10 protein-coding genes are annotated in these 12,279 nt (G+C 73.4%); 4 read left to right on the plus strand and 6 right to left on the minus strand.

Annotated features, from left to right (window positions below):
- Positions 1–37 precede the first annotated feature (37 nt).
- Genes H9L09_RS00300 through H9L09_RS00320 form a run of 5 tightly spaced genes read right to left on the minus strand, consistent with a single transcriptional unit; the run spans position 38 to position 4,721 of the window.
- On the minus strand, positions 38–877 hold the full coding sequence (locus H9L09_RS00300) for a sulfurtransferase (protein WP_187578836.1): 840 nt from the start codon (positions 875–877) through the stop codon (positions 38–40).
- A 17-nt stretch (positions 878–894) separates the two neighbouring features.
- Positions 895–1,560, minus strand: coding sequence for a thymidine kinase (locus H9L09_RS00305; RefSeq protein ID WP_187578837.1), 666 nt, complete (start codon positions 1,558–1,560; stop codon positions 895–897).
- A gap of 32 nt (positions 1,561–1,592) precedes the next feature.
- Positions 1,593–2,774, minus strand: coding sequence for an alkaline phosphatase family protein (locus tag H9L09_RS00310; protein ID WP_187578838.1), 1,182 nt, complete (start codon positions 2,772–2,774; stop codon positions 1,593–1,595).
- Positions 2,771–3,370 (minus strand): DUF5998 family protein, encoded by a 600-nt coding sequence (locus H9L09_RS00315; RefSeq protein ID WP_187578839.1) that lies wholly within the window; start codon positions 3,368–3,370, stop codon positions 2,771–2,773. The genes H9L09_RS00310 and H9L09_RS00315 overlap by 4 nt, the downstream gene beginning before the upstream one ends.
- Positions 3,371–3,383: 13 nt before the next feature.
- Complete coding sequence (locus H9L09_RS00320) at positions 3,384–4,721, minus strand: MDR family MFS transporter (protein ID WP_187578840.1); 1,338 nt, start codon at positions 4,719–4,721, stop codon at positions 3,384–3,386.
- Between the two features lie 161 nt (positions 4,722–4,882).
- Between H9L09_RS00320 and H9L09_RS00325 the strand changes: the two genes are divergently transcribed.
- The 3 genes from H9L09_RS00325 (at position 4,883) to H9L09_RS00335 (ending at position 6,921) form a co-directional block, all read left to right on the plus strand.
- Positions 4,883–6,070, plus strand: coding sequence for a PP2C family protein-serine/threonine phosphatase (locus H9L09_RS00325; protein ID WP_187578841.1), 1,188 nt, complete (start codon positions 4,883–4,885; stop codon positions 6,068–6,070).
- Between the two features lie 109 nt (positions 6,071–6,179).
- Positions 6,180–6,515: an STAS domain-containing protein gene (locus H9L09_RS00330; RefSeq protein WP_187578842.1), complete on the plus strand. Its 336-nt coding sequence runs from the start codon at positions 6,180–6,182 to the stop codon at positions 6,513–6,515.
- Entirely contained in the window at positions 6,505–6,921 is a 417-nt protein-coding gene (locus H9L09_RS00335) for an ATP-binding protein (RefSeq protein ID WP_187578843.1), read from the plus strand. Before H9L09_RS00330 ends, H9L09_RS00335 begins: the two co-directional genes overlap by 11 nt.
- A 34-nt stretch (positions 6,922–6,955) precedes the next feature.
- On the opposite strand, the gene H9L09_RS00340 is transcribed toward H9L09_RS00335, so the two are convergent.
- A complete protein-coding gene (locus H9L09_RS00340; RefSeq protein ID WP_187578844.1) occupies positions 6,956–9,682 on the minus strand; it encodes a bifunctional acetate--CoA ligase family protein/GNAT family N-acetyltransferase in 2,727 nt (908 codons plus the stop codon).
- 90 nt (positions 9,683–9,772) lie between these two features.
- On the opposite strand from H9L09_RS00340, the gene H9L09_RS00345 reads away from it, so the two are divergent.
- The gene (locus tag H9L09_RS00345; protein ID WP_187578845.1) at positions 9,773–12,244 is read left to right on the plus strand and encodes a DNA gyrase/topoisomerase IV subunit A; all 2,472 of its coding nucleotides are present in this window, start codon (positions 9,773–9,775) and stop codon (positions 12,242–12,244) included.
- The last annotated feature ends 35 nt before the right edge of the window (positions 12,245–12,279 follow it).

Consider the following 12,279-nt stretch of genomic DNA (forward strand, 5'->3'; position numbering starts at 1 on the left):
ACCAGGTCAACGAGCCGGCGGCCCCGGGGTCACGCGGTCACTCCCCGGTGGCCACCGGTCGGGTCGGGTCGGAGACCCAGGCGCTCCAAGACCCGGCGAACAGCGCGCCCTCGATCCCGATCAGGTGCAGCGCGAACAGGTCATGGGTCGCGGTCACGCCGGAGCCGCAGTAGCTCCCGACCGCCGTCCCCGGCTGCACGCCCACCGCGGCGTACGCCGTCCGCAGCTCCTGCGGCGAGCGGAACCGGGCGGCCGCGGGGTCGTCGTCGGGTCGCAGGTTCGCCTTGGTCGGCACGTTGACCGCTCCCGGGATGTGACCGGCCACCGGGTCGAGCGGCTCGGTCTCGCCGCGGAAGCGCTCCCCGGCGCGGGCGTCGATGAGCACCCCGTCGGCGGCGAGCCGGGCCGCCTGCTCCGGGCCCAGGACCGGGAGATGTCCGGGGTCGGCGCCGAAGTCGCCGGGGGCGACGTCGGCGGGCCCGGTCTCGACCGGACGGCCGTCGCGGTCCCACCACTGCCAGCCGCCGTCCAGCAGGCGGACGTCGGGGTGGCCGTGGTCGCGCAGCAGCCACCAGGCGCGCGCGGCCGAGGTGCCGCCGACGGCGTCGTGGACCACGACCGTCCGGTCGCGGCGGACCCCGGCGCGACGCATCGCGGCCGCGAACCGCTCCGGGTCGGGCAGCGGGTGGCGTCCGCGGCTGCCGTCGCCGACGGGGTCGGAGAGGTCGGCGTCGAGGTCGACGTACGCCGCGCCGGGGACGTGACCGGCCAGGAACTGGTCGTGGCCGTCGCTGCGGCCCAGCGTGTAGCGGACGTCGAGGACGCTCACCTCGCCCAACCGCTCGGCCAGCTCCTCGGCGGAGATCAGTGCGCTCATGGGGGCGAGTATGCCGCTCACGCGAACGGCAGCGGCTCCCCGATCATCGACACCGCCCGGGCGCGGCTGGTGGTGAGCCCGCGCCGGTGGTGCTGGCGGCAGAGCACCTCGTAGCCCACCTCGGCGGTCGCGTCGTCCGGGGCAGCCTCGGCGCCGTCGACGTCACCGACCACGATCACCTCGCCCTCGGTGACCATCACGCCGTTCTCGGTGCGCGCGTTGTGGGTGGCGCGCTTGCCGCACCAGCACAGTGCCTCGACCTGCAGCACGTTCATCCGGTCGGCCAGCTCGACGAGGCGGGCCGAGCCCGGGAAGAGCACGCTGCGGAAGTCGGTGAGGATGCCGAAGGCGAACACGTCGACCTGGAGCTCGTCGACGATGCGGGCGAGCTGCTCGATCTGGGCGGGGGTGTAGAACTGGGCCTCGTCACAGATCAGGTAGTCGATCCGGGCGCCGTGGGTCAGCGCCCCGACCACGTAGTCCCAGAAGTCGAAGTCGGCCGGCACCTCGATCGCGTCGTGCTGCAGCCCCAGCCGGCTGGACAGGGTGGCCGCTCCGGCCCGGTCGTGGCTGGTGAAGATCCGGCCCTGCCGGCCGCGGGCCGCGTGGTTGTGGTTGGTCTGGAGCGCGAGCGTCGACTTGCCGGAGTCCATCGTCCCGGTGAAGAACTGCAGTTCGGCCACGGGGCGTCATCCTGCCATGCGGCCCGGGCCGCTCAGAGGACCAGGACGGGGATCAGCATCTCCGCCGGGGTCAGGGAGCCGTGCAGGCCGACCAGCCGGGCCTCGTAGGGGAACAGCTCGGTGCTGACCACCGCGAAGTCGCCGCGGCAGGCGACCACGACGTCGCCCAGTCGCGGGCGTACGGCGGGCGCGACCGGCCCGAACCATCCCCGGCCGATCGCCTCGTCACGGGTCAGCACCACGGCGAGGTCGCCGATCCGCTCGGACCAGGTGGCGACCACGTCGTCGACCGCGCCGGAGCGGCAGTAGACGTGCCGGAACCGCGCCTCTCCCCCGAGCAGCACCACGCCCTCGGCCAGCTCGGGCTCCTCGGCGACGTCGAGCCGGTTGTCCATCGGGGAGTCCACCATCCCGTGGTCGGCGACCACCAGGATCCGGGTCTGGTCCGGCAGCGTCTCGCGCAGGTGCTCGGCGGCCGCGTCGATCATGACCAGCTGCTGCTCCCACTCGGGCGAGTCCACGCCGTAGCGGTGGCCGGTCCAGTCGAGGTCGCCGTCGTACATGTAGGTCACCGACGGGCTCGTCGCCGAGACCGCCTGGACCGCGGCGATCCGCTCCCCCACACGGTCCACGCCGACGAAGTCGGCGCCGCGGTGCCCGGCCACGGTCAGCCCGGAGCCCTCGAAGCTGCGCTTGTTCACCACCGTGGTCCGGACCCCGGCGGCGGCCAGCCGGGAGAACGCCGTCGTGTGCGGCTGCCACTCGCGCGGGTCGACGTCCTTGCTCCACATCAGCGCGTTGAGCAGCTGGTCGGTGCCGGGGATCCGGCTGCTGAACCCGACGACGCCGTGCGCCCCGGGCGGCAGCGCGGTGCCGAAGGAGGTCAGGCTGGTCGCCGTGGTCGACGGCACGCCGACCGTGGCCGGCTCCCCGAGGTGGGCGTGCAGGAACGGCGCCTCCTCGGGATGGTCGCGCAGCAGCTCGTAGCCCAGACCGTCGACGAGGAAGACCACGTAGGACGACGCCCCGGGGAGCACCAGTCCGTCGTCGCTGATCCGCGGCAGCCCGGCGTCCACGCCGAGCGCGCGCGCCACCGCCGGCAGGACGTCGCCGAGCGAGCGGTCCGCGTAGGCGGGCTCCCGGAACTCCGCGCAGCCGGCCACCGGCTCGGCGAGCGGTCCGCCGGGGGCGGGGGCGGCGTCGGGCAGGCTCATCGGACGGCGGCGCCGCTCCCGGTGCGCGCGGAGAGCTCGTCGGCGAACCCGAGCAGGCCGGCGACGGCGTCCGGGCCCTCGGCGGCCGCGCTCACGCGCAGGGAGAAGTCGTCGGAGCTCACCACGCCGGTGTAGCCGTGGTCGGCGTCGCAGTTCGGGTCGCTGCAGCCGGCCGGCTCCAGGTCGATCCGGCCGATGGCCCCCCAGCCGATCGTGAGCACCGCCTCGTTGGCGCCCGGCGACGGGATCGGGCCGCCGGCGTACGACGCGGGGTTCGCGACCATCCGGTTCACCACGACCGAGCGGATCGCCGCGAGGGCCACCGCCTCGGTGGAGGTGGAGGTGTAGGGCTCGGGGAGCAGGTCGTCGGGGGCGTGCTCGTCGGTGTGCGCGAGGATCAGCCGCGACGGCGTCAGCACCAGCACGGTCATGTGTCGGCGGACCTCGTCGCGCTCGTCGATGGTCGGCTCGTGGTGCACGAGGTACGACGCGACCGGCTCGGACGCCACCGCGGCGTTCACGGCGTCGGCGACCACGTCGGGGTAGTAGCCCGACGACTCGATGGCGGCCCTGAGCTCGGACGTGCGGTCGGTCATGGGGCTCAGTGTGTCACGCCGCGACGTCCGCCCCGTCGGCGGCGAGGCCGTCCTGGGCCGGGGTCAGGTGCCGTCCCAGCCGCACCAGCAGCACGGCGGCCACCGCGGTGCCGCCCACGGTGCAGGCCACCCAGACGTGGGCCAGGTCGTTGCCGATCAGCAGCCCCGCCAGGGCCGGGCCGACGATCATCGCCACCGTCCAGGTCATCCCCTGCAGGGCGTTGTAGCGGCCGCGCAGCTCCTCGACCGCGAGGTCGTTGACGATCGCCGGCGCCAGCGGCGCCCACAGCGTCTCGCCCAGGCCGAAGATGCCGAGCCCGGCCACCACCAGCGCGACGGCGGTCCAGCCGTCGACGGCGTCGGAGGCCGCGATCACCGCCCAGGACAGCGACCAGATGCCGGCGCAGACGGCGAGCATCCGGGTCCGCCGGCGGCCCTTGATCAACCGGAGCGTGACCAGCTGGCCGAGCACGATCGCCGCGGTGTTGGCACCGAAGGCCCAGCCCAGGTAGTGCGCCGGGATGCCCGCGACGTGCACCGCGTACGCCGCGAAGCCGGCCTCGAACTGGGCGTAGCCGAAGGTGACGGCCAGGATCGAGATCGACACCACCCGCAGCAGCGTCCGGTCCTTGAGCACCGTGGACCAGCCCGGCGGCGGGGTCCCCGGGACACCGTCTTCCGCCGGCGCGGCGCCGCGGGAACCGAGGCCGCCGGTGCCGCGCGGCAGCGACAGCACCACCAGGAAGTAGGCCACGTAGGAGGCCGCGTCGATCAGGTACAGCCGCTCGAACGAGGCGGGGTCGGAGGTGCGCACCAGCACCGCGCTGACCACGCCGCCGACGCCGAGGCCCGCGTTGAGCAGCATGAACTGGTAGCCGTAGACCTTCTGGCGCCGGCTCTCGGGCACCAGCCGGGTCAGCATCGCCGTGGCGGCCGGGTAGAGGCCCACCGTGCCCAGGGTGATGAACGCCGCCACCGCCAGCGCGTGCGCGGTCGTCTGCACCAGGGCCAGCGAGGCGACGCCGACGGCCTCGGTGGTGAGACCGACGAGCATCACCGGGCGCGGGCCGACCCGGTCGATGAGCGTGCCGCCGAGGGGCGAGCCGATGAAGCCGAGCAGGCCCATGAAGGCGAACACCAGGCCCACGGTCGCGGTTGGGATGCCGCGGACCTCGGCGAGGTAGACGTAGAGGAACGGCATCGTCAGGCCGCTGCCCAGCGCCGAGAGCGCGATCCCGACGAAGAGCCGCTTCACCAGCGGGTCGACGCCCTCCGGGGGCGCCAGGGTCCGCTGCGGCTCGGCCGGCGGGACCGGCGCGTCGCCGGTCAGGACGACGGTCTCGTTCTGCACCGGACGATTCTCCCTTTCCGGACGAGCCTGACGAAACCGATCAGGTCCCTTGCTCCGTGTGCTTGGTCACCCGGACGGTCGCAAGGCCCGGCGGTGCGGCACGTCGCCGGCCCGCCCGGGACCGGCGCGGATCGGCACGAACCGTCCTATACCGTGGCGTGGTGAGCACCCAGGCCGTCGCGTCGCCCGCCGTCACCGAGGAAGCCCGGCTGCAGGCGCTGGCCGCCCTGCGGGTGCTCGACACCCCTCCCGAGGAGCGCTTCGACCGCCTGGTGCGGCTGGCGCAGCGGATGTTCGACGTGCCCACCGTGCTGGTCACCCTGGTCGACGAGGACCGGCAGTTCCACAAGGCCGAGATCGGCTTCGGACGCGCGGAGATCCCCCGCTCGCAGTCGTTCTGCACCTTCACCATCGACGCCGCCGAGCCGATGGTGGTCAACGACGCGGAGAACGACCCCCGGTTCCGCGAGAACCCGCTGGTGACCGGCGCCGACCACGTCCGGTTCTACGCCGGGCAGCCGCTCACGACCCCTGCCGGGGTCCCGGTCGGCGCGCTCTGCCTGCTGGACAGCAAGCCGCGCGAGATCACCGAGGACCAGCTGTGGATGCTGCGCGAGCTGGCCGACCTGGTCGAGGTCGAGCTCGCGCACACCGACGAGCTGCGCCGCGCCGGCGAGGTGCAGCAGGGGCTGCTCCCCGCCGAGGTCCCGGCGCTGCCCGGCTACACCGTCGCCGGGGTCTGCGTGCCGGCCGCCGCCGTGGGCGGCGACTTCTACGACTGGCACCCCGCGCTCGGTGGCTACCAGTTCGTGGTCGCCGACGTGATGGGCAAGGGGGTGGCCGCGGCGTTGATCGGCGCCGGCGCCCGCGCGGTGCTGCGGGGCACCTCGCAGTTCAACGACCTGTGCACCTCCGTGGACCGGACCGCGGTCGCGCTCGGCCCCGACCTGGACCGGACGTCTTCCTTCGTCACCCTGTTCGCCGCCCGGCTCGACCAGGCGACGCACGAGCTCACCTACGTCGACGCCGGGCACGGCATCGCCGGCGTGGTCCGCGCGGACGGCTCGGCGGAGCGCTTCGAGTCCGAGGGCCTGCCGCTGGGCGTGCCGACCGACTCGCGCCGTCCCGCGGGAACGGTGATGCTGCACCCCGGCGACACCTTCATCTGCCTCAGCGACGGCCTGCTCGATCTCTTCGACTCGATCGAGGAGGCCATCGAGGCCGCGCGGATCACCGTCGTCGACTACCGCACCCCGCGGGCCATCGTGGACACGGTGGAGGGCTACGGCCGCGAGCACCTCGCCAGCGACGACATCACCTGCGTCGTCGTGCAGCGGGACCCGACATGACCTCGGACCACCCCCGCGGACGTCGCGACATGGTAGACAGCAGCACCCGCGCGGCGCCGTACGCCGTGGTGGCCACCCCCGACCGACCGCACGAGGAGCTGGTGCGCTGATGGAGATCGACACGAAGCCGCTGGGAGACCGGTCGGTCGTGCTGCGCCTGGACGGCCGGCTCAACATGGTGGCCGCGCCCCGGCTGAAGACCGCCGTGGAGAGCGCCGTCGACGGGGGCGCGCCCCGGGTCGTCGTCGACCTGAGCGACGTGGCCTTCATGGACTCCTCCGGCCTCGGCGCCCTGATCGCCGCGCTGAAGAGGACCCGGCAGGCCCAGGGCGACCTGCGGATCGCCGGGGTCAACGCCCAGGTGGCCACGGTGCTGAAGCTCACCAACCTGGACCGGGTGCTGCGTCCGTTCCCGACGGTGGAGGCAGCCACCGATGGCTGGTGAGTACTCCGTCAACGGGCTGGCCGTCCCCGAGACCCTCGAGCTGCTGCACCAGCTGCTGGCCGAGGCCCGGGTGGACTACCCCGACCTGAGCGACGTCGACGCCATGCTCATCGAGACCGCCGTCATCGAGATCGCCGGCAACGTGGTGCGGCACGGCCGACCCACCTCGCAGGTCGTCTACGCCTTCACCCTGCGGGTCCTGGAGGACCGGGTGGTCGGGGTGCTGCGGCACTCCGGCGAGCGGGTGCACTGGCTGCCCGACGCGCCGATGCCCGACGACCCGCTGGCCGAGCGCGGCCGCGGGCTGGCGCTGGCCGAGGCCGCGCTCAGCGACCTGCGCTTCGACTTCGAGGGCGGCGAGAACGTCTGGACGATGGTCCGGCTGCGCGAGTCCGCCCCCGCCTGATCCCGTCCGACCCCCTGACCCCGCGTGAACGGGCTCAGCCGGGCAGGGTGTCGCCCGGCAACGTGCTCAGTCGCCGGGTGAACCAGTCCGACCGCGCGTCGGCCACCGGCGCCACCCGGCCGACGGCGTTGAGCACGGTCGCGCCGTCCACGCCGACCAGGACCAGGTTGAGCTCGAGCGAGCTGACCTGGGGCAGGTCGTTCTTGAGCTGCGCGAGCCGCAGCAGCAGGTCCTCGACCGAGGCGACGTCGACCTCCTCGCTGCCGCGGTAGCCGAACAGCAGCGGCGCGGCCTTGATCTCGCGGACCATCTCCGCGGCCTCGCCGCCGTGCATCGGCGGGATCCGGTAGGACCGGTCGCCGAGCAGCTCGGTGGCCGCCCCGGAGACGCCGAAGGAGACGACCGGACCGAACAGCGGGTCCTCGACGCCCCCCACGGTGACCGGCACCCCGGGCGCAGCCACCCGCTGGACGATGAAGCCAGCGGCGGCAGGGTGGTCGATGATCTCGTGCATCGTGCGCCAGGCGTCGCGCATCTCCGCCTCGGTGTCGATGTTGCGCCACACGTGCGCCAGGTCGGGGCGCTGCCGCAGGTGCTCGGCGGTCGCCTTCAGCACGACGTCCCAGCCGAGCTTCTCCCCGGCGGCGACGGCGGCCTCCTCGGACTCCACCTCGAGCCGCTCCCACAGCTCGATGCCGTAGGCGCCGAGCAGCTCGCGCAGCTCCACGAAGGCCAGCTCCCGGCCCTCGGGCGAGTCCATCAGGGCGCCGTTCACAACGGTGCGGGCCCGGGCGAGGTCGACCTCCTCGGCCGGCACCAGGTCGCCCTCCGGCTTGCGGCGCCACTCGGCGTAGTCGACCACCCGGGCCAACGCACGCACGGCAGCCTCCACCGCCGGGTAGGACGGCACCGAGCCCCGGCCGGCGGTGCTGCCGGCCACGTCCGGGACCCGGAGCAGCTCCGGGATGCCCTCGGAGCCGAGGAAGGACGAGACCAGCGGCTTGTCCGACTGCTCGCCCACGGCAGCGAGCACGTGCGCGACCTCGGTGCCGGTGGTGTTCAGCGGCGGGATGAAGACCGCGACCACCGAGTCCACCTCGGGGTCGTCGATCGCGGCGTCGAGGGCCTCCTCGAAGTCCTCCGCAGTGGCCTCCGAGCCCAGCGACACCGGCTCGCGCACCTGCAGCCCGACCGCGGCCGCGGCGTCCGCGGCCAGCAGCCCGAGGGCGTCGGAGTTGCCGACCACCGCGACCCGGCGCCCGCGCGGCAGCGGCTGGTGGGCGACGAGCTGCGCGACGTCGAAGAGCTCGTCGAGGGTGTCCACCTGGATCACGCCTGCCTGCCGGAACATCGCGTCCACCGCGGCCTGCGGCGCCACGCTGGAGCGCACCGCGTGCCCCATCGGCACGCCCTGGGTGGTCCGGCCGGACTTCACCGCGATCACCGGCTTGCGCCGGGAGACCCGCCGCGCGATCCGGCTGAACTTGCGCGGGTTGCCGATCGACTCGAGGTAGAGCAGCACGACCTCGGTGTCGTCGTCCTCCTCCCAGTACTGCAGCAGGTCGTTGCCGGAGACGTCGGCGCGGTTGCCGGCGCTGACGAAGGTGGACAGGCCGAGGCCACGGCGGCCGACCTTCTCGAGGATCGCCACGCCGAGGGCGCCGGACTGGCAGAAGAACCCGGCCCGGCCGCGCGGCGGCATCACCGTCGCGAGCGAGGCGTTGAGCGAGTGCTCGACGGCGGTGTTGATGATGCCGAGCGCGTTGGGGCCGACCAGGCGCAGCCCGTAGCTGCGGGCCAGCCCGACCAGGCGCCGCTGCCGGGCCCGGCCCTCGTCGCCGGTCTCGGCGAAGCCCGAGGAGACCACCACCAGTCCGTGCACGCCCTTGGCGGCGCAGTCGAGGACCACGTCGGCCACCGAGTCCGACGGCACCGCGACCACGGCGATGTCCACCGAGTCCGGGATGTCGCCCACCGAGGCGTAGGCCGGCATCCCGGCGACCGACTCCGCGGCCGGGTTCACGACGTACACCCGGCCCTGGTAGTCGCCGAGCACCAGGTTGCGCACCAGGGTCTGGCCGATGGTGTCCTGACGCCGGGAGGCGCCGATCACCGCGACCGACCGGGCCGCGAAGAACCGCTCGATCGAAGCCGCCTCGGCCCGGTGCTCGCGGGCCTGCATGACGCTGACGGAGGTCTCGGTGGCGTCGATCGGGAACCGGAACCGCATCACGCCGTCCTCGAAGCCGCCCACCACGTGGTAGCCGGCCTCGCGGAAGATCTGGCTCATCCGGTGGTTCTCCGGCAGCACCTCGGCCTCGAACCGGTCCACGCCGCGCTCCCGGCCGGCCTGCGCCAGGTGCTCGAGCAGCAGCTGGGCGATCCCGCGGCCCTGGTGGGCGTCCTGCACGAGGAAGGCCACCTCGGCCACCACCGGCTCGCCCTCCTCGTGGGGCAGGGTGTCGAACCGGCCGACCGCGATGATCTTCTGCGCCACGGTCAGCACGAACGCGACCCGCTCGTGGTGGTCCACGTGGGTGAACCGCTCGACGTCACGCTCGGAGAGCCTGGGCATCGGCGCGAAGAACCTCAGGTACTTCGACTCGGCGGACACCTGCTCGTAGAACTCCACCAGCAGCTCCCGGTCCTCGCCGCTGATCGGGCGGAGGTGCGCCGCCTGGCCGTCGCGCAGCAGCACGTCGGCCTCCCAGTGACGCGGGTACGCCGCTGCCGGTGCGGACTCTGCCGGGAGGGTGCTCACACCGGAGAATCTAGCGGCTGGAGGTGAACCTCACCGACCCGCGGCGTGCCCCCGCCGGACCTGTCCGCGCCACAGGTGACAATGAGCCCCATGGCACCCCGACCGCCCAGGAGCAACAGCACCCTGCCTCCCGACGACTTCGAGGAGCACATCACCGACATCGACGTCGGCGAGGAGATGCGCACCAGCTTCCTGGAGTACGCCTACTCCGTCATCTACAGCCGCGCGCTGCCGGACGCCCGGGACGGCCTTAAGCCGGTGCAGCGCCGGATCCTCTACACGATGGCCGACATGGGCCTGCGTCCCGACCGCGGCCACGTGAAGTCCGCGCGCGTCGTCGGCGAGGTGATGGGCCGGCTGCACCCGCACGGCGACGGCGCGATCTACGACGCGCTGGTGCGGATGGTGCAGCCGTGGTCGCTGCGGGTGCCGCTCATCGACGGCCACGGCAACTTCGGCTCCCCCGACGACCCGCCCGCCGCGATGCGCTACACCGAGTGCCGGATGGCCCCCGGGGCGGTGGCGATGACCACCTCGATCGACGAGGACACCGTCGACTTCAAGCCCAACTACGACAGCCGCGAGCTCGAGCCGAGCGTCCTCCCGGCGGCGCTGCCGAACCTGATCGTGAACGGCGCCTCCGGCATCGCGGTCGGGATGGCGACCAACATCGCCCCGCACAACCTGGTCGAGGTGGTCCAGGCGCTGCGGCACCTGGTCACGCACCCGAAGGCGTCCCTCGAGGACCTGATGCGCTTCATCCCGGGGCCCGACCTGCCCACCGGCGGCAAGATCGTCGGCCTCGACGGGGTCCGCGACGCCTACGAGACCGGCCGCGGCACGTTCCGGATGCGGGCCACCGCCCGCGTGGAGAGCGTGACGTCCCGGCGCAAGGGCATCGTGGTCACCGAGCTGCCCTACGGCGTCGGCCCGGAGCGGGTCATCGAGCGGATCAAGAGCCTCGTGCAGGGCAAGAAGCTCCAGGGCATCTCCGACGTGAAGGACCTCACCGACCGGCACAAGGGCCTGCGGCTGGTGATCGAGGTCAAGAACGGCTTCCACCCCGAGGCGCTCCTCGAGCAGCTCTACAAGCTGACCCCGATGGAGGACACCTTCGGCATCAACGCGGTGGCGCTCGTCGACGGTCAGCCCCGCACCCTCGGGCTCAAGGAGCTGCTGGAGGTCTACCTCGGCCACCGCTTCGACGTCGTACGCCGGCGCTCGGTGTTCCGCCGCGGCAAGGCCGCCGACGAGCTGCACCTCGTCCAGGGCCTGCTCATCGCGATCCTCGACATCGACGAGGTCATCCAGCTGATCCGCACCAGCGACAACGCCTCGATCGCCAAGGAGCGGCTGATCCAGGTCTTCGACCTCAGCGACCTGCAGGCGACGTACATCCTCGACATGGCGCTGCGCCGGCTCACGAAGTTCTCCCAGATCGAGCTGGACAAGCGCCGGGAGGAGCTCGTGGCGACGATCGCGGCGCTCGACGAGATCCTCGGCGACGACGCCCGGCTGCGGAAGGTGGTGTCCGACGAGCTGGCCGAGGTCGCCAAGACCTACGGCACCCCCCGCCGCACCGTGCTGCTCGCCTCTGCCGGACAGACCGTCTCGGCCGCCGTCCCGCTCGAGGTGGCCGACGACCCCTGCCTCGTCTACCTCTCCTCCTCCGGGCTGCTGGCCCGCACCTCCGACGTGGAGGCGCCCGGGGAGGGCGGCGACCGCACCAAGCACGACGTGCTGGTGGCCGCGGTGCGGACCACCGCCCGCGGCCAGGTGGGCGTGCTCACCAGCCAGGGCCGGCTCGTCAAGCTCGACGTGCTCGACCTGCCGACGCTGCCGGCCACCGCCAACGCCCCACACCTGCAGGGCGGAGCCCCGCTCAGCGAGTTCCTCCCCCTGGACCCGGACGAACGGGCGCTCGGCCTGTGCGCTTTGACCGAGGACGGACCCGGCCTCGCGCTGGGCACCCGCGACGGCGTGGTCAAGCGGGTGAACCCGGAGCTGCTAGCCAACAAGGACTCCTGGGAGGTGATCCGGCTGGCCGACGGCGACGAGGTCGTCGGCGCGGTGCCGCTGCGCACCGGTGACGAGGAGCTGTGCTTCGTCAGCAGCGACGCCCAGCTGCTGCACTTCCCCGCCGGCGGGGTGCGGCCGCAGGGCCGTTCCGGTGGCGGCATCGCCGGCATCCGGCTCGCCGCCGGGCAGCGGGTGGTCTGGTTCGGCGCGCTGGCGCCCGAGGAGGACGCGGTGCTGGTCACCGCCTCCGGCGCGAGCAGCGCGCTGCCGGGCACCGAGCCGGGCTCGGTCAAGGTCACGCCCTTCAGCGAGTACCCACCCAAGGGCCGCGGCACCGGCGGAGTGCGCTGCCACCGCTTCCTCAAGGGCGAGGACACCCTGGTGCTGGCCTGGGCCGGCCGCGGCCCGGCCCGCGCGGCCGCAGCCAGCGGCGCCGCCGTCGACCTGCCGGAGGCGACCGGACGTCGGGACGGCTCCGGCGTGCCCGCCGCGCAGCCGATCCTGGCCGTCGCCGGCCCGGTCGGCACCCTGCTGGCTCCCTGACCCTCCGCTGTCCGACCCGCCGGGTCAGGCTCGGC

This window comes from Nocardioides mesophilus, from assembly GCF_014395785.1.
GTDB lineage: Bacteria > Actinomycetota > Actinomycetes > Propionibacteriales > Nocardioidaceae > Nocardioides_B > Nocardioides_B mesophilus.